We start from the raw sequence: 17585 nt of genomic DNA on the forward strand, positions 1-17585 counted from the left end.
GGGCAGGTGTATAGATGTCGTGAAAAAAGAGCAATTTGAAACAAAAGTAAAAAAGCAACTTTGGTTCCTGAATAAGAAAGAAAAAGGTCAGTTGAACCAAGTGTTAAATGATTTAGAAAACAATGAGACGAATTCATTAACTTATAAACAGCCTATCAAGTTTTCAAATCAATTTTTAAGAACGCATATCTTCAAACAGCGTAACCAAGGCACAGCCTCACTCTTCTTAATTATTGTTGGAATGCTACTTATCAATGCATTATTACTGGGTTTGTTTTTATTTGGTTTATTAACGAGTTTAAGTGTGGTTCAATATTTTGTGAACCCACAAGTTAACTTATCGTTTGTACAATTAGCTTTAATTCTGATTGGTGGTATTATATCGTTGATTGTCGCAAGTATTTTGATGAAAGTTGTCACAGCTTTCTTTACTAAAAAACTGTTGGAACATCGCTTTAATCAACGTCATGAAAAGTCATAAAATGTAAGAAGATACATTCTAGCCATTTACGATGAACAAATGAATAATGTGCGTTTACGACTAAATGCACACCATTTTTAAAAATAAGTCTTGTCGCAAACCTTTCTTGTTTGAGACCGATTATCTCTAAACCATTTATAAAATGTTGTATTGATGCGCGTTTAGTTTGGATAGGAAATAAAATGGTTTGTTGATTTACGATTAATGGCAGGTGTTTACGAATATTGAGCATTTGTTTTAATTCATATGATGCATATTTATATTGAGTTGATTCACGTCTTAATAGTGCATTCATATATGATTTTAATGGTACTTTGGTTAAGCCATGAAACATATTGTAAACACATTCGATTTGGAAAGTATGGTGTGGGTAAGAAGTGAAATATAAAATTCTAGGACGCTCACAAACAACCATTATGATATCTCTCCTTTAAGAAAGTGCTTTAATGGTGCAAGTTTATGTCGAACTTGCATTTGATACTTTCTGATTGTAGTCGCTGATTTCTTCATTAAAGCTTGAATTTCGAACTGCTTATAGCCGCATAATTTTAAATTCAACCACATACGTTCATAGTCATTAAGCAACAAATAATATTCAGAGGCGATCAACTGTGTTAGATAACCGTAATCGCAATATTGATTCGGATCTTTAACCTCTGAGATGATTGCTTGATTACTTTCTTCCATTATCTTTCCTTTCTTTCTAAATAAATCGATAAGATAGTAGTTAAGCCTTTGAAATAAATAACCGCTCATGCTATTATGAATGGACGTATCAAATTGTCGTAATAATGACCACATCTTAATTGATAAAAGTTGGGCATATTCTTCAATATCATACTTAATATTATACTTTTTCAATAAAGCATAAATGATACCCTGGTGCCGAATGATTAATGTCTCTATATGCATCGTCACACATTCAATCTTTGTACATAACATATTATTTCTGGTTGATTTGAGTTTAACGAAGCGGGTTAATTCTTTCATTTGCTTAATGTACAAAATAGGTGTTAAATAGAAGGGTAGAATTAAATAATTTAACAAAATAAATTGTAGTTTTCGACATAATAAGCATGATTAAACATAATTTACTAATAGATGGGAGGATTCTATGGATTACGCACACTTGAATTTAGAACACTTTTTCGCACGCCATGATGAATTGGATATGATTAAAGATAGTTCAGATTTTGTAATGATTAATAATATGACAAATGAAATGATGTATCGTGATGGCAAAATTGAAGGTACAATCGATTTGAACCGTTACTACTATAAGAATAGATCAGAAGCAGCTAGTTTTATTATTATGGAGTATAAACGTCCAGAATAATTGTAAACTTAAGTCAGTATCTGCCTGTTTATTACAGAAGTGTCTGTAAATAAATAGGCTGTTTTTTTATTAATAAGCTGTTATTTTGCACGAATCATGTACTGATGTTATAGAAATATTATTGAAAGAATACAGCAATATTACATTCTGACTTCAAACACATTCTATAGAAAAAGATATGATAGAATGGTGGTTGGATAACTTTAAATTGTGATACACTGCAAAAAGTGTTAAGATTTAGAATCAAAACGAAATAATTTATAAGTGTTATAAAACCGTAGGAACTATGGGGATAGCTCGGTAGTAAAAAGAACAGTCATCATGAAAGCACCGAGAAGCTTTAACACCATTTTACATAGTGTTAAGCAGTTCACTTTAACTTGACCTAAGAGGTGTAATTATGACGAAACACAAGAAAGGCTCTATCTTCGCAATTATAGGGCTGCTTGTTATTTTGGCTGCGACAGGTTATATTTTCTTTTCGATGATTTCTGATCAGATACTGTTCAAACATGTTAAAAAAGTAGAAACAGTAGAACATTTAGACGTAACTTTAAATCAAGCAGCTAAAAAACAAATTAATAACTATACAAGCCAACAAGTTTCCGACAAAAATGATAGATGGCATGATGCAACAGGAACAGAAATCAAGCAAGCCATGGATAGTGAAAAGTTTATCGATGACAAAACTCAAAAGTATCAATTCTTAGATTTATCAAAATATCAAGGTATCGATAAAAACAGAATCAAGCGTATGCTTGCTGACCGACCTACACTATTAGCACATACTGAAGACTTTATTCATGCAGCTAAAAAACGACAAGTGAATGAAGTTTACTTAATTTCACATGCAATCTTGGAAACAGGCGCTGTAAAAAGTGAATTATCAAAAGGTGTAGAAATTGACGGTAAAAAATATTATAACTTCTATGGTGTTGGTGCATTAGATGAAGACCCAATTAAAACGGGTGCTGAATATGCGAAAAAACACGGTTGGGATACACCAGAAAAAGCAATTGACGGCGGTGCAGAATTTATTCATAAGCACTTCTTATCTAACCCAGACCAAAATACGTTATATAGTATGAGATGGAATCCTAAAAATCCTGGTGAACATCAATATGCGACAGATATCAAATGGGCTGAAAGTAACGCTTCACTTATCGCAGATTTTTATAAAAAGATAAATACTGAAGGTAAATACTACAAGTTATTTGTTTATAAAGATGACAAAGAACATCAATAATAGTTCAATTTAATATATAGTTTAAAGCGAAATGATTAAATGATTGTGATTTAATTGTTTCGCTTTATTTTTGTTTGTTGCATAATAGAGAGTGAAGCAATAACAGGGTAGTTATGAAGGAAGAGTAGGAGGTTATTTGTATGCGTGTTGCAATAATCGGAATGGGCACTGCAGGTGTCAGCATTTTAAGACAATTAGAACAGCATCCATATTTTAAAGAACTAGACATTGATGTTTACGATAATGCTAAAAATATGGGGCAAGGTGTACCATTTCAAAACGACAGCTCACAATTACTGATTAATTTACCAAGTAAAGACATGTCATTAAATTCTAAAGACCAAGAAGAGTTTTACCACTGGTATCAACAACAAAATGATTTTAAATTTGAAAATGCAACGTATTTACCACGATTTGTTTTCGGCCACTATATGAAGAGTTATCTCGATAAATTTAATGATATGTATAACAATATCCACATTATTACTGAAAAAGCGACTGAAATGTATATAGAAAAAGGTTTTGAAAAAGATGCACATATTCAATACTTTATTTGTACCAATCACGAACAAGAAGCATGCCGTCAATATGACTATGTTTTTCTGACTATTGGTACAATGTCTTATCATGACCCATATCAATTGAAAGGTCTAAAAGGATTTATTAAATCACCTTATCCAACATATGAAACGTTAAATACAGTAGAAAGTACAGATGATATTGCAGTTATTGGAACGGGATTATCCAGTCTTGATGTTATTCGTTATGTGGTAAAGCATCATCCTAATTTACCGTTGACTGCGGTAAGTCGACGTGGAGAGTTGCCAAGTGTCAGAGGAGAAATGCCAGATATCACATTAAAGCATCTGACAAAAGATAACTTTAATGACATTATTAAATCTCATTTTGGTGTTGTTCCATTAGAGACCGCTATTCATCTCTTTAAACAAGAGTGTGAGGATTTAAATATACCGCTTCAACAACTCATTGATAGAAAAGTCGGCGATCCAATCAAAGATTTAAAATATGATCTAGCGCATCCAGAAATATTAGGCGTATTCCAAAGTCTATTAGAAACAATTAAAGAAAATATGAACTGGATTTGGAATAGTTTAAGCAGCGAAGATCAAAGAGAGTTTATGAAACGCTATATGCCGATTTTAAAAGCAAATTCTAATCCGATGCCACCGCGTACAGCACGATTGCTCATAGAAGAGATTGAAGCAGGTCATTTATTAATTAAGAAGGACTTAGAAAAAGTCGTACAAGAAAATGATACATTCATATTTAAATATAAAGATTCCAATGAAACTGAGCAATATAACGTTGTCATTAATGCAACTGGACCTAGAACACAATTAAAAGATTTAGATGAAGATGATTCATTCTTAATTGATATTGCGAACAGACAAATTGTGCAAGCACACCCAATGGGCGGTATTCAAATTGTGCCTGAAACGAATCAAGTGATCAGTCCAAGATATGGGACTTTGCCGCACTTAATTGCGATTGGTCAAATCACAAATGGAATTAACCAAGCTCGTAATGGTGTGAATATGATCGTGCGTCAATCAGTACAAGCCGTTAATAGTTTATATGAATTTCATTCTGAAAATAGAAGTTAATTAAGTAATATTTATTGTCAGTTAATTTAAAATACGCTATGCTTATTACATGAGCCAAGTTAGTGCTCAATTGATTCAGAAACAATTTCATAATATTCTTTCGGGGCAGGGTGCAATTCCCAACCGGCAGTAAAAACATAAGCCTGCGACCTGTACTCTATTGTAGAGTATGGCTGATCTAGTGTGAATCTAGAGCCGACAGTAAAAGTCTGGATGGGAGAAAGAATCAAGACGTCATTAAATATGATTTTTAAATTCGTATTTAAGTGAAGTCTAATTTGTGTTAGCAATTTTTAACATGGGTGGACTCTGTTTAAATACGATGATGATACATTTTTCCGTTGCCTCTTTATTTAGGCGACGGAATTTTTTATTTTAATGAGGTGATTGTTTGAATCGTTTTTTACAAAATGCAATTGCATTAGCGAAAATGGCTGAAGGCCAAACAGGTGTGAATCCAGCTGTAGGCTCTGTCGTCGTTAAAGGTGGCAGAATTGTCGGTTTGGGTGCGCATTTAAAACAAGGTGAACGTCATGCAGAAGTACAAGCATTAGATATGGCAGGTACGGATGCGAAAGGTGCAACAATATATGTGTCACTTGAACCTTGTACACACTTTGGCTCTACACCGCCTTGTGTTAATAAAATCATTGAAGCAGGTATTGCAAAAGTTGTATATGCGATGAAAGATATAACTTTAGATTCACCTGGTGATGCGATTTTAACTGAAGCAGGAATTGCGGTGGAATATCAGCATGACGCACAAGCAGAAGCGATGTATACAGATTTTTTCAAAGCTAAACAAGCACAAATTCCTGAAGTAACTTTAAAGGTGAGTGTCAGTTTAGATGGTAAGCAAGCAACAGATTACGGTCAAAGTAAATGGATTACGAATCCAGGTGTGAAACAAGATGTGTTTAAACAACGCGCGAGACATGATGCAATTCTTACTGGCGCCGGTACAGTGCAAGCTGACAATCCGAGTTTAACGGTAAGGTTAGAAGGAGAAAGACAGCCTGTACGTGTGGTATTAGCAAGAAGCGGTCATTTGGATCTCACACAAACACTATTTACAGACCAACAGACTTCTGTGCTTGTGTATACAGAAAATACAAAATTAAAAACACAAGAACATGAATCTAATGTTCAAATTATTGTATTAGATGATTGTTCTATTGAGACTATTTTAAAAGATTTATATCAAAGAGGTATCGGCTCAGTATATGTAGAAGCCGGACCTAAAGTGACTTCACAATTTCTCCAATCACAGTGTGTACAAACACTGATTATTTACTACGCCCCGAAAGTAATTGGAGGTTCTGGCAAGTATCAGTTTTATCAAACTGATGACGTACTTCCATTAGCACAAATTCCTCAATTTGAAATTGACCATTCTGAAATCATCGATCAAAATATCAAAGTTGTATTAAGAAAGAAGTGATTTCATGTTTACCGGTATTGTAGAAGAAGTCGGTACGGTTGATCGTCTTGTGACAGAACAAAATGTCATAAAGCTCTCTATCGCATGTCAAACGATTTTAGAAGATATGCATATCGGCGATTCAATCAGTGTCAATGGTGCATGTTTAACAGTAACTTCATTTAATGACAAATCCTTTGATGTGAATGTTATCAAAGGTACTGAAAATAAAACATATCTCAATCAACTGACTAAAGGCAGCGCAGTCAATCTTGAACGTGCTATGCCGAGTCAGGGCCGATTTGGCGGTCATTTTGTATTAGGTCATGTAGATGAAGTCGGAAAAGTCCTAAAAATCCGACCATCTTCTAACTCAAATATTATGACTATTCAATGTCCTAAATCTATTACTGATCAAATGATTCAACAAGGTTCTATCACGGTTGATGGAACAAGTTTGACGATTTTCAGACTAGCAGAAGGCCAATTTGATATTCACTTAATTCCTGAGACGAAACGCGCCACGATTTTAGGACAAAAACGTGTAGGTGATGCCGTACATTTAGAGGCGGATATGTTATTTAAATATGTACAAAAAGCAATTTCAAATCAAAATACTGAATTAACGCCAGACAAATTAGCGCAATTCGGATTCTAAGAGGAGTGTTCAGAAATGCAATTTGATGATATTGAAAGTGCAGTTGAAGCACTAAAACAAGGTGAAAGTATTATTGTTGTGGATAATGAAGACCGAGAAAATGAAGGTGACTTGGTTGCTGTGACAGAATTGATGAATGACAATACAGTCAATTTTATGGCAAGAGAAGCACGTGGTTTGATTTGTGCGCCGCTTGCACCTTCTATTGCACGCTCATTAAATTTGGAACCAATGGTTAAAGATAACAGTGACGCATTTGGAACAGCATTTACTGAAAGTGTTGATCATGTCGATACAACAACAGGTATCAGTGCTGCTGAGAGAATGTTGACTGCGAAAGCTTTGATTAATGATGAGAGTACAAGTGCGGATTTCAATCGACCAGGTCACTTATTTCCCTTGATTGCGAGAATCGGCGGGGTGCTGGTACGTCCAGGGCATACTGAAGCGGCTGTGGATTTAGCAAGCATGACTGGCTCAAAACCTGCAGGTTTAATTTGTGAAATTATGAATGAAGACGGCACGATGGCTAAAGGTGAGCAGCTTCAAGCATTTAAAGAAAAACATCAATTAAAAATGATTACAATCGAGTCTTTAATTCATTACCGTAAATTGCATGAACAGCATATGCATGCAAAGGCTAAAGTTAAACTACCGACAGATTTCGGTACATTTGATATGTATGGATTTGAATCCGATTATTCTCATGATGAAATTGTAGCGATTGTAAAGGGTGATATCCATAACGTCGAAAATGTACGTATTCATTCTTCTTGTCTCACTGGTGATATATTCCATAGCCAACGTTGTGACTGTGGTGCTCAATTAGAAGCGGCTATGAAATACATCGACGAACATGACGGTATGGTGATTTATTTACCTCAAGAAGGTCGAGGCATTGGTTTGATTAATAAGCTGAAAGCCTATGAACTGATTGAACAAGGACACGATACTGTCACTGCAAATTTAGCTTTAGGTTTCGAAGAAGATTTACGAGATTATTATCATGCTGCTGAAATTCTGAAACATTTCGGTATTGAAAAAGTAAATCTCTTAAGTAACAACCCAGAAAAATTTAAAGGACTAAAACATTATGGTATTGAAGTTGAAAAACGTATTGAATTGATAGTACCTGAATGTAGTCATAACCATGATTATATGCAGACGAAAAAAGTGAAAATGGGTCACATGATTTAAATAAATTTTAACGATATTATTGGAGGAATTAACATGAACTTTGAAGGTAAATTATTAGGTAAAGATTTAAAAATCGGTATTGTTGTGAGTCGTTTTAATGATTTTATTACAGGTCGCTTATTAGAAGGGGCTAAAGATGTATTAGTCCGTCATGAAGTAGAAAATGATAATATTGATGTAGCTTATGTTCCAGGCGCATTTGAAATTCCTTTAGCTGCTAAAAAATTAGCAGAAACAAATAAATATGATGCGGTGATTACATTAGGTTGTGTGATTCGTGGCGCGACATCTCATTATGACTATGTATGTAATGAAGTGGCGAAAGGTGTATCAAAAGTCAGTGATTCAGCAGGCTTGCCAGTAATCTTCGGTGTCTTAACAACCGAAACAATTGAACAAGCGATTGAACGTGCAGGCACTAAAGCGGGTAATAAAGGTGCAGAATCAGCAATGGCGGCAATCGAAATGGCAAACTTATTAAAATCAATTCAATAACACCAAGCTTGTGTGAAATGATAGATATAAAGAAGGCAAGGCCAAAAAGTGGTCTTGCCTTTTTTCGTGAATAAATAATTTAGTTACGTTTCTTTAAGCTTGTGAGACCGAAACTTAAAGCGATGACTGCAGCAACAGCACCAGCGCCAACAGCTAATGTTTTAGGTTTCACAAATTCTTTAACCGCTAGATTTAAGTTTTGCGGACGTTCAGCTAAACGACGCATAAAGTAACCGAACCAATCTTCACCAAATGGTACATAGATACAGAAGTGATAACCATCATCAGCAATTTCATATGCTAACTCTGAGCGGAAACCATATAACATTTGGAATTCAAATTTATCACGGTCAATATGATTATCTTCTACAAATTTTTTAACATGATCGATAATTTTATGGTCGTGTGTAGCGATAGATGTAAAATTCTTCGCACTTTTCAGTCTTTTTTCGATAAGCTTAATGTAGTTTTCATCGATATCTTCTTTAGTTTGGTAGGCGATAGACGCATTTTCTTTATAAGCACCTTTGACTAAACGTAATCGAATGTGCGGATAATTTTCAATCATATTATCTGCTGAATATAAATAGGCTTGAACAACTGTTCCGATATTATCGTAATCTTTAGATAATTCATCCAATACATATAGGATATTTGATAAGCCTGCATATTTTTCAGTATCAATATTAATATGAATATTACCAAGAGATGTTGCTTTTTCTACAATTTCTCTTAAATTTTGTGCAGCTAAATCAACATCAAACTCTGCGCCTAATTGACTGATCTTAAGAGAAATATGTGCGTCTAAATCATTATCGTAAATGGCTTGTAATACGGTTAAAATAATGTTCTTTTCTTTAATACTCTGTTCCTTTGAATCTACAAATTCACCAAGACAATCGACAGTCACCGTAATCCCCTTATCGTTTAGTGTTTGAATTGTCTTAATGACTTCATCAATCGAATTACCAACAACAACTTTGCTGGCACCTAACACTGGTCCATATTTTCGTGCTGCTTGGTTCAAAAAAGTGTTGTTAGATAAACTGATAAAAAAATCTTTGACTAATGGCATGTAAATTCCTCCCATACAACTCTGTTAAAAATAGTGTATCATGTTTCATAAATGTATGAAAACGTTAACAATATACAAATATACTTATTTATTTATAAATAACACGAATAGTAAATTATGTAATTGATATGAGAAAATAACACAATACTAAAGAGTTAGCCTAAATTCAGTTCAATATATATGTCAGTTCTAAATAGATTTTAATCGGTTCGTTTTGATACAATAAAAGTAATTAATTCAGTAGAAGGGTAGTCGTTGATATGTGGAAGTGGGAAACAGAAAGTGAAGCAAAAGGTGTCATAGTTATTGCTCATAATATATTAGAACATACAGGCAGATACGCCTATGTGATTACATCACTCAGACGAAATGGATATCATGTGATTATGGGTGACTTGCCCGGACAAGGTCAAACTTCAAGATCTAACAAAGGTCAAATTGACAACTTTGAAGTCTATCACGAACATATCTTAGAATGGTTGAGAATAGCGAGTGAATATAAATTACCTACATTTTTAATGGGTGTGGGTTTAGGTGGTTTGATAACACTAAACTTAATGGAAAGAACTGAGTTGCCAATAGAAGGTATCATATTGCTTTCACCATTAGTGGCGTTTAAAACAAATGCGAAAACACGCAAAAATTTATTCACATCAAATATTGGTGCAGGAGTCAAAGACATGCGTTTCAACATGGGAATTGAGCCTGAACATCTGACAAGAAATGAAGAAGTAATCAGAGAAACCAAAGAAGATGGTTTGATGCTGACAAAAGTATCATACCACTGGTATAAAGAAGTTGTTCATGTCATGAAAAAGACTCTAGAACATTTAGAAGACATTCAAAGCATACCAATGTGTTTAATGTATGGACAAGAAGATCAGATATTAGATACAGAAGCGATTGTAGAAATCAAAAAACGGGTTAAAACGGATGAGCTTTATTATAAAGCATGGGAAGGACTTTATCATGAAATTCATAATGAACCAGAACGTCCTTTAGTCATGCGTTATATCTTAAGTTACTTAAATAACAAAGTAAATGCATTAGGTTTTATACCGAATGACATAGATGACCAAATAGAAATTTAATGAAAAAGGCGCTGTGATAAGTTTCATCATTACAGCGTCTTTTATATTGTCGAAAATTGTTTGCAATGTGTAAAATTTCCAAGCATTTCGCATTGATTTTATAGGCTGAAATTGGTATCTTGTATATGTGAAATAAATCACATAGAAGCGATTCTAAATTGGAGAGGGTAAGTAATATGAGTAATGTAAAAGCGAATAAAGTAGTTTTAGTAGGCGACGGTGCAGTAGGTTCTAGTTATGCCTTCGCTATGGTAGCACAAGGTGTTGCTGATCAATTAGTAATTATTGATTTAGTAGAAGAAAAAGTAAAAGGCGACGTACTAGACTTAAACCATGGTATGCCTTACGGAGAATCGCCATCTGTAGTTACAGCAGGTTCATATGCTGATTGTGCAGATGCTGATTTAGTTGTTATCACTGCAGGTGCACCCCAAAAACCTGGTGAAACACGCTTAGATTTAGTAGAAAAAAACACTAAAATCTTTAAATCAATTGTGGGTCAAATTATGGACAGCGGTTTTGATGGTATTTTCTTAATTGCTGCCAACCCAGTAGATGTGCTTACTTATGTCACTAAAAAAGTTTCTGGTTTACCAAAAGAACGTGTTATCGGTTCTGGTACAATTCTAGATACAGCACGTTTCAAATATGAATTAGGTGCAGAATTCGGTGTAGCACCTGAAAGTGTTAATGCTAGTATTATTGGTGAACATGGTGATTCAGAATTAGCAGTATGGTCACAAGCAAGTATTGCTGGTCAAAATTTATATGACATTTTAAATGGCGATCCTGAACGCGCAAAACGTATTGAAGAAATCTTCTTGAATACACGTGATGCAGCTTATGACATTATCAAAGCTAAAGGCGCAACTTATTATGGTATCGCAATGGGCTTATTACACATTTCTAAAGCCATTTTACGTAACCAAAATCTTGTATTAACAGTTTCAAGTTACTTAGAAGGTGAATACGGTCATAAAGATGTTTATATTGGTGTACCAACATTAGTTAACCGTGCAGGTGCAGTTAAAATTTATGAAACACCTTTAAATGAAAGAGAAACTAAAGAGTTTAGCCACTCTGTAGAAGTATTAAAAGAAACAACTAAAAGTGTAGATAAATTATTTAACTAAGTTTAAATATAACAAGAGCAGCTATCGCATTTGGCGGTAACTGCTCTTCTTTTTATACTCAGATATTATCTTTTTTCAATCGCACAAATATAGGGTGGATTATTTTGTTGGTTGATAAAACCATATTGTAAAACATGTGCTTTTTGTTGGTCGAATTGTTGGAGATATTCAAAGACGGCATTGCTTTCTATTTGACCTTCAGGATGCCCAGGATAAATTACAAGCACGATGATGCCTTCTGGTGCTAACATATTAAAGAGTGATTCAATAGCTTGAATCGTTGTCTTTGAAGTCGTCACAATATGCTTATCACCTTTAGGCAAGTAGCCTAAATTAAAAATTGCCGCATCAATCGGTAAATCTTCCTGTTTGATGTAGTTTGAAACATGTTCATGTCCATCTAAAATCAAAGTAGTGTTGTCATAATCTTTTACTTTTTCTTGCGCAGCATCAATCGCCGCTTCTTGTATATCGAATCCATACACATGCCCATTAGGTACATGTTGCGCTAAAAATAAAGTGTCATGTCCATTGCCACATGTCGCATCAACTACTGTGCTGTTTTCATTGATGTGTGAGATGATTAAAGACTTCGCAAAAGGTAAAATACGTTCTACTTTCATGTTTGCTCCACTTTTTCTACAGGTTTGTAATGTTCACCTTGTGCAGAATGACGACGCGCTAATTCTGCATCTATCGCATTCAGTACTTCCCACTTATTAACACTCCACATCGGTCCAACCATTAAATCGATAGGGCCATCACCAGTAATACGGTGGATAATCATTTCAGGGGGTAAAATTTCCAGTTGGTCACAAACTAAGTTGACATATTCTTCTTGTGACATAAAGTTCAACATACCTTTTTCGTATTGTTTGACCATAGGCGTACCTTTAAGCAAATGTAATAGATGGATTTTGATCCCTTGAACATCCATTTGTGCAACAGTCTTCGCTGTTTCCATCATCATGTCGTAATCTTCCCCAGGTAAGCCGTTAATAATGTGTGTACATACATTAATATTATGTTTTCTGAGCTTGGCAACGCCATCATAATATGTCTGCATATCGTGCGCACGGTTGATTAAATCAGAAGTTTCTTGATGGACAGTTTGTAAACCTAATTCAACCCATAAGTACGTACGTTCATTTAAATCGGCTAAATACTCTACAACATCGTCTGGTAAGCAGTCAGGTCTTGTCCCAATGGATAAACCAACAACCCCAGGTTCTTTTAAAACAGGTTCAAATTTTTCTTTTAATACTTCTACAGGTGCATGTGTATTCGTGAAAGCTTGGAAATAAGCAATATATTTTCCTTCGTGCCATTTTTCATGCATACGTTCTTTAATTTCTTTAAATTGCACATCAATCGGATCTGCACGATTTCCCGCAAAGTCACCGCTTCCTGCAGCTGAACAGAATGTACAGCCGCCATGTGCAACTGTACCATCGCGGTTCGGGCAATCGAATCCTCCATCTAACGCGACTTTAAATATCTTTTGTCCAAATTTATTCTTTAAATGGTAATTCCATGTATGATAACGTTTATCTTCAAATGCATACGTAAAATATCCACCCATATGACATTTTCCTTTCTTAAATTAATCCATTGTAAGATTTTACCATACATTGAAGCCTCATGTTGAGCAGAAAATACGAATTAGGTCTTTTATTCATTTAGAAATTATAGTAAGATGATTTGGTTGCAAAATCCAAAGTTCAATTGAATATAAATTTTAAACACGTTTCGCTAACAGTTATTTGCCTCTGTTTGCGAAATTTTTATTGGTAAAAATACAGAACGTTTTTGCCTGAAAAAAGAGAAAAATAATAGAAAGCGGGTGGAACAGTATGAATATGCCTAAATCCATTTGGTGGTTAGTTATTGGTATGGCTATCAATATAATGGGGGCTAGTTTTTTATGGCCTTTAAACACAATTTATATGAGTCAAGAATTAGGAAAAAGTTTAACAACTGCCGGGATGGTCTTAATGATCAACTCTTTAGGTATGGTTGTCGGAAACTTATTAGGAGGCTTTTTCTTTGATAAGCTTGGTGGTTTTATAACAATTATGAGTGGTGCAGTCATTTGTTTATGTGCCACAACATTATTGAATTTCTATCATGGGTGGCCATTATATGCGGTTTGGTTAGTTATGTTAGGATTCGGCGGCGGTATCATTATTCCAGCAATTTATGCGATGGCAGGGGCAGTTTGGCCGAATGGTGGACGCCAAACTTTTAATGCGATTTATTTAGCACAAAACTTAGGTGTAGCATTTGGTGCTGCGATTGCTGGATATGTGGCTGAACTCAGTTTTAATTATATTTTCATCGCAAACTTATTAATGTATGTGGCTTTCTTTATCGTGGCAGTAACACAATTTAATTTACAATATCGAGGTAAAGTTAAAATACCAGATGCAAATCAATGGGCACAAAAGAAATATCGCAAACGTTTTGTGGCATTGTTATTACTTTGTGTCATGTTCTCAATTTGTTGGATTGCCTATATTCAATGGGAAAGTACCATTGCTTCATTTACGCAAGAAATGAATATTTCACTTTCTCAATATAGTGTTTTATGGACGATTAACGGTATCATGATTTTAGTAGCACAACCGTTGATTTACCCAGTTATTCGCTTACTTAGAGGAAACTTAAAAAAACAAATGTTTGTCGGTATTTGCGTGTTCATCGTGTCATTCTTTGTGACCAGTTTTGCGGAACAATTTTCGGTGTTTGTGATTGGTATGATTATATTAACACTTGGGGAAATGTTCGTATGGCCAGCTGTTCCAACAATTGCGAATCAATTAGCGCCTGAAGGTAAACAAGGTGCGTATCAAGGAATTGTCAATTCAGCTGCGACAGTCGGTAAAGCATTCGGACCTTTAATCGGTGGTATTTTAGTTGATAGTTTCAACATGCAAGCAATGTTCTTAACGATGATGGGCTTATTATTTATTTCAATGTTCTTTTTATTTATATATGATAAGCGTTTATCGGCAGATGAATTTGATGTTTAAACAAGGTATACATGTTATAACTTATTTTTTATAAATGTATAAACTAGGTGCTAGTAAAATATTGTTTTTTATCGGAAAGTAGAAGCGGTGACTAGGAATTTAAGACTTGCATTAAGGGTTAGAATAAAATATAGTTATAAGTGTATATGGAGTAGTAATTTAAAAGACTTATCAAGAGAGCTGGTGTTCGGTGCAAACCAGTTAAGTCATTTAGATGAACTTACCAACGATTATATTAAGAATAATACAGCTCGAGCTATTATGTATGAGGTGCGTAGAAGATACGAATGAAGGTGGTACCGCGGCACAATGTCGTCCTTCATAAGCAAAGCATAATAGTTTGAGTTGTATTTTTTTATTAGGAGGAAAGCAAAGTGAGTTTTAATCATCAAGAAATTGAGAAGAAATGGCAAGATTATTGGGCAGAACACAAAACGTTCAAAACAAATGATAACTTGGGTCAAAAGAAATTTTACGCTTTAGATATGTTCCCGTATCCATCAGGTGCTGGACTTCATGTTGGACATCCTGAAGGTTACACAGCAACAGATATTATTTCACGTTATAAACGTATGCAAGGGTACAATGTTTTACATCCTATGGGATGGGATGCATTCGGTTTGCCAGCAGAACAATATGCGTTGAATACGGGTAATGACCCACGTGAATTCACTAAAAAGAACATTCAAACGTTTAAACGTCAAATTCAAGAGTTAGGTTTCAGTTACGACTGGGACAGAGAGTTAAGCACAACGGATTCAGATTATTATAAATGGACACAATGGGTATTCATTCAACTGTTCAACAAAGGTTTAGCTTATGTTGATGAAGTGGCAGTGAACTGGTGTCCTGAACTTAAAGCAGTCTTATCTAACGAAGAAGTTGTAGATGGCGTATCAGAACGTGGCGGTTTCCCTGTTTATCGTCGTCCAATGCGTCAATGGGTTTTACGTATTACTGAATATGCTGATCGTTTATTAGAAGACTTAGAAGATTTAGATTGGCCTGAATCTATCAAAGATATGCAACGTAACTGGATCGGCCGTTCTGAAGGTGCTAAAGTCACATTTGAAGTTGAAAATCATGAAGGTAAAATTGATGTGTTTACAACACGTCCAGATACTATTTATGGTGCAACTTTTGCGGTATTAAGTCCTGAACATGAGTTAGTCTCTCAAATTACAACAGAAGAACATAAAGCAGAGGTAGAAAAATACCAAAAAGATGCTTCTATGAAATCTGATTTGGAACGTACAGACTTAGCAAAAGACAAAACAGGTGTCTTCACTGGTGCTTATGCGATTAATCCATTATCTGGAGAAAAATTACCGATTTGGATTGCGGACTATGTTTTATCTTCTTATGGTACAGGTGCGGTTATGGCAGTTCCTGCACATGATGAACGTGACTATGAATTCGCTCAAAAATTTGATTTGCCAATCAAAGAGGTTATTGAAGGCGGAGATATTTCAGAAGCGGCTTATACTGGCGATGGTCCTCATGTAAATTCTGGTGCTTTAGATGGCTTGCATAATGCTGAAGCAATCACAAAAGCGATTCAATTATTAGAAGAAAAAGGTGCCGGTGAGAAAAAGGTCAACTATAAATTACGTGACTGGTTATTCAGCCGTCAACGTTATTGGGGCGAACCAATTCCAATTATTCATTGGGAAGATGGCACTATGACAACTGTTCCAACAGATGAATTACCATTATTATTACCAGAAACTGATTCTATTGAACCTTCTGGTACTGGTGAATCTCCACTTGCGAATATTGATGAGTTCGTAAACGTTGTGGATCCAGAAACAGGTATGAAAGGTCGTCGTGAAACAAATACGATGCCGCAATGGGCAGGCAGCTGCTGGTACTATTTACGCTACATTGATCCGCATAACGATGAAATGTTAGCAGATCCTGAAAAATTAAAACATTGGTTACCGGTTGATCTATATATCGGTGGTGTAGAACACGCTGTACTTCACTTGTTATACGCAAGATTCTGGCATAAAGTGCTTTATGATTTAGGTGTTGTACCAACGAAAGAACCGTTCCAAAAATTATTCAACCAAGGTATGATTTTAGGTGAAGGTAACGAAAAAATGAGTAAATCTCGTGGTAACGTTGTAAACCCTGATGACATCATCCGTTCTCACGGTGCTGATACATTACGTTTATACGAAATGTTCATGGGACCTTTAGATGCGGCAATCGCATGGAGTGAAAAAGGTTTAGATGGTTCAAGACGTTTCTTAGACCGTGTGTGGAGATTGTTTGTGAATGAAGATGGCTCATTATCTTCTAAAATTGTAGATACAGATGATAAATCACTTCAAAAAGTTTATAACCAAACTGTTAAGAAAGTCACAGAAGACTTTGATACATTGAATTTCAACACTGCAATCAGTCAATTGATGGTCTTCATCAATGAAGGTTACAAAGCGGATCAATTATACAAACCGTATGTTGAAGGTTTCGTGAAAATGTTATCACCAATTGCACCTCACTTAGGTGAAGAATTATGGGCTAAATTAGGTCATGATGAAACAATCAGTTATCAACCATGGCCAGATTTCGATGAAGCATTATTGGTTGATGATGAAGTTGAAATCGTAGTTCAAGTGAATGGTAAAGTCAGAGCAAAAGTCTTCATTCCTAAAGATGCGACGAAAGAAGAAATGGAAGATATTGCGTTACACAATGAGAATGTTAAATTAGATATAGGGGATAAAGACATCAAGAAAGTCATCGCAGTTCCACAAAAATTAGTTAACATTGTAGCTAAATAATAAAGGA

The 17585-nt window shown here is 35.0% G+C and carries 17 protein-coding genes, 1 pseudogene, 1 riboswitch and 1 other annotated feature; of the genes and pseudogenes, 12 read left to right on the forward strand and 6 right to left on the reverse strand.

Features of this window, described 5'->3' with window-relative positions:
- Window positions 1-481, forward strand: a 481-nt coding sequence (locus tag BU038_RS05030; RefSeq protein ID WP_428843592.1) for a hypothetical protein, incomplete at its 5' end; no start/stop codon positions are given.
- On the opposite strand, the gene BU038_RS05035 is transcribed toward BU038_RS05030, so the two are convergent.
- The 3 genes and pseudogenes from BU038_RS05035 to BU038_RS12830 all read right to left on the reverse strand — a co-directional run.
- Window positions 456-896: a hypothetical protein gene (locus tag BU038_RS05035; RefSeq protein ID WP_107605110.1), complete on the reverse strand. Its 441-nt coding sequence runs from the start codon at window positions 894-896 to the stop codon at window positions 456-458. The genes BU038_RS05030 and BU038_RS05035 overlap by 26 nt on opposite strands.
- Window positions 896-1168, reverse strand: coding sequence for a hypothetical protein (locus BU038_RS12650; protein ID WP_241963150.1), 273 nt, complete (start codon window positions 1166-1168; stop codon window positions 896-898). Before BU038_RS12650 ends, BU038_RS05035 begins: the two co-directional genes overlap by 1 nt.
- 15 nt (window positions 1169-1183) lie before the next feature.
- A pseudogene (locus BU038_RS12830) lies at window positions 1184-1471 on the reverse strand (sigma factor); the annotation flags it as partial.
- Between the two features lie 124 nt (window positions 1472-1595).
- Between BU038_RS12830 and BU038_RS05045 the strand changes: the two are divergent.
- The 7 genes from BU038_RS05045 to ribH all read left to right on the forward strand — a co-directional run bounded on the left by BU038_RS05045 (window position 1596) and on the right by ribH (window position 8458).
- Window positions 1596-1817 carry a hypothetical protein gene (locus BU038_RS05045; RefSeq protein WP_023016000.1) on the forward strand — a complete coding sequence of 74 codons (222 nt, stop codon included), beginning with the start codon at window positions 1596-1598 and terminating at the stop codon, window positions 1815-1817.
- Window positions 1818-2217: 400 nt separating this feature from the next.
- On the forward strand, window positions 2218-3063 hold the full coding sequence (locus tag BU038_RS05050; RefSeq protein WP_107605112.1) for an N-acetylglucosaminidase: 846 nt from the start codon (window positions 2218-2220) through the stop codon (window positions 3061-3063).
- A gap of 140 nt (window positions 3064-3203) precedes the next feature.
- Window positions 3204-4688 (forward strand): FAD/NAD(P)-binding protein, encoded by a 1485-nt coding sequence (locus tag BU038_RS05055; RefSeq protein ID WP_107605113.1) that lies wholly within the window; start codon window positions 3204-3206, stop codon window positions 4686-4688.
- 92 nt (window positions 4689-4780) lie between these two features.
- A riboswitch (FMN riboswitch) is annotated at window positions 4781-4917 on the forward strand.
- Between the two features lie 162 nt (window positions 4918-5079).
- Window positions 5080-6129 (forward strand): bifunctional diaminohydroxyphosphoribosylaminopyrimidine deaminase/5-amino-6-(5-phosphoribosylamino)uracil reductase RibD, encoded by a 1050-nt coding sequence (gene ribD / locus BU038_RS05060; protein ID WP_107605114.1) that lies wholly within the window; start codon window positions 5080-5082, stop codon window positions 6127-6129.
- 4 nt (window positions 6130-6133) lie between these two features.
- A complete protein-coding gene (locus tag BU038_RS05065) occupies window positions 6134-6766 on the forward strand; it encodes a riboflavin synthase (RefSeq protein WP_107605115.1) in 633 nt (210 codons plus the stop codon).
- Window positions 6767-6781: 15 nt separating this feature from the next.
- Complete coding sequence (ribA, locus tag BU038_RS05070) at window positions 6782-7963, forward strand: GTP cyclohydrolase II (protein WP_107605116.1); 1182 nt, start codon at window positions 6782-6784, stop codon at window positions 7961-7963.
- Between the two features lie 33 nt (window positions 7964-7996).
- On the forward strand, window positions 7997-8458 hold the full coding sequence (gene ribH, locus BU038_RS05075) for a 6,7-dimethyl-8-ribityllumazine synthase (protein WP_107605117.1): 462 nt from the start codon (window positions 7997-7999) through the stop codon (window positions 8456-8458).
- Window positions 8459-8537: 79 nt separating this feature from the next.
- On the opposite strand, the gene BU038_RS05080 is transcribed toward ribH, so the two are convergent.
- Window positions 8538-9533, reverse strand: a complete 996-nt coding sequence (locus BU038_RS05080; RefSeq protein ID WP_107605118.1) for a proline dehydrogenase family protein — start codon at window positions 9531-9533, stop codon at window positions 8538-8540.
- A 260-nt stretch (window positions 9534-9793) separates the two neighbouring features.
- Between BU038_RS05080 and BU038_RS05085 the strand changes: the two genes are divergently transcribed.
- Window positions 9794-10624 (forward strand): alpha/beta fold hydrolase, encoded by an 831-nt coding sequence (locus tag BU038_RS05085; protein ID WP_107605119.1) that lies wholly within the window; start codon window positions 9794-9796, stop codon window positions 10622-10624.
- A gap of 176 nt (window positions 10625-10800) precedes the next feature.
- On the forward strand, window positions 10801-11757 hold the full coding sequence (locus BU038_RS05090; RefSeq protein WP_107605120.1) for an L-lactate dehydrogenase: 957 nt from the start codon (window positions 10801-10803) through the stop codon (window positions 11755-11757).
- Between the two features lie 65 nt (window positions 11758-11822).
- Here the strand turns inward: BU038_RS05090 and BU038_RS05095 are convergent, their stop codons facing one another.
- Window positions 11823-12380 carry a tRNA (mnm(5)s(2)U34)-methyltransferase gene (locus BU038_RS05095; protein ID WP_107605121.1) on the reverse strand — a complete coding sequence of 186 codons (558 nt, stop codon included), beginning with the start codon at window positions 12378-12380 and terminating at the stop codon, window positions 11823-11825.
- Entirely contained in the window at window positions 12377-13339 is a 963-nt protein-coding gene (locus BU038_RS05100) for a TIGR01212 family radical SAM protein (protein ID WP_107605122.1), read from the reverse strand. Before BU038_RS05100 ends, BU038_RS05095 begins: the two co-directional genes overlap by 4 nt.
- A 271-nt stretch (window positions 13340-13610) precedes the next feature.
- Between BU038_RS05100 and BU038_RS05105 the strand changes: the two genes are divergently transcribed.
- Both BU038_RS05105 and leuS read left to right on the forward strand, forming a co-directional pair.
- The gene (locus tag BU038_RS05105) at window positions 13611-14789 is read left to right on the forward strand and encodes an MDR family MFS transporter (RefSeq protein ID WP_107605123.1); all 1179 of its coding nucleotides are present in this window, start codon (window positions 13611-13613) and stop codon (window positions 14787-14789) included.
- A 132-nt stretch (window positions 14790-14921) separates the two neighbouring features.
- Window positions 14922-15112: a binding site (T-box leader), on the forward strand.
- Between the two features lie 51 nt (window positions 15113-15163).
- Window positions 15164-17578, forward strand: coding sequence for a leucine--tRNA ligase (gene leuS / locus BU038_RS05110; RefSeq protein WP_107605124.1), 2415 nt, complete (start codon window positions 15164-15166; stop codon window positions 17576-17578).
- The last annotated feature ends 7 nt before the right edge of the window (window positions 17579-17585 follow it).

The organism is Staphylococcus simulans (assembly GCF_003043455.1).
GTDB lineage: Bacteria > Bacillota > Bacilli > Staphylococcales > Staphylococcaceae > Staphylococcus > Staphylococcus simulans_A.

Bases quoted from the DNA above. Each gene is read 5' to 3' on its own strand.
- BU038_RS05055 (WP_107605113.1), top strand. From the start codon at position 3,204: ATGCGTGTTGCAATAATCGGAATGGGCACTGCAGGTGTCAGCATTTTA.
- ribA (WP_107605116.1), top strand. From the start codon at position 6,782: ATGCAATTTGATGATATTGAAAGTGCAGTTGAAGCACTAAAACAAGGT.
- BU038_RS05080 (WP_107605118.1), bottom strand. From the start codon at position 9,533: ATGCCATTAGTCAAAGATTTTTTTATCAGTTTATCTAACAACACTTTT.
- BU038_RS05095 (WP_107605121.1), bottom strand. From the start codon at position 12,380: ATGAAAGTAGAACGTATTTTACCTTTTGCGAAGTCTTTAATCATCTCA.
- BU038_RS05035 (WP_107605110.1), bottom strand. From the start codon at position 896: ATGGTTGTTTGTGAGCGTCCTAGAATTTTATATTTCACTTCTTACCCA.
- ribH (WP_107605117.1), top strand. From the start codon at position 7,997: ATGAACTTTGAAGGTAAATTATTAGGTAAAGATTTAAAAATCGGTATT.
- BU038_RS05065 (WP_107605115.1), top strand. From the start codon at position 6,134: ATGTTTACCGGTATTGTAGAAGAAGTCGGTACGGTTGATCGTCTTGTG.
- BU038_RS05090 (WP_107605120.1), top strand. From the start codon at position 10,801: ATGAGTAATGTAAAAGCGAATAAAGTAGTTTTAGTAGGCGACGGTGCA.
- BU038_RS05105 (WP_107605123.1), top strand. From the start codon at position 13,611: ATGAATATGCCTAAATCCATTTGGTGGTTAGTTATTGGTATGGCTATC.
- BU038_RS12650 (WP_241963150.1), bottom strand. From the start codon at position 1,168: ATGGAAGAAAGTAATCAAGCAATCATCTCAGAGGTTAAAGATCCGAAT.
- BU038_RS05085 (WP_107605119.1), top strand. From the start codon at position 9,794: ATGTGGAAGTGGGAAACAGAAAGTGAAGCAAAAGGTGTCATAGTTATT.
- BU038_RS05100 (WP_107605122.1), bottom strand. From the start codon at position 13,339: ATGGGTGGATATTTTACGTATGCATTTGAAGATAAACGTTATCATACA.
- BU038_RS05050 (WP_107605112.1), top strand. From the start codon at position 2,218: ATGACGAAACACAAGAAAGGCTCTATCTTCGCAATTATAGGGCTGCTT.
- BU038_RS05045 (WP_023016000.1), top strand. From the start codon at position 1,596: ATGGATTACGCACACTTGAATTTAGAACACTTTTTCGCACGCCATGAT.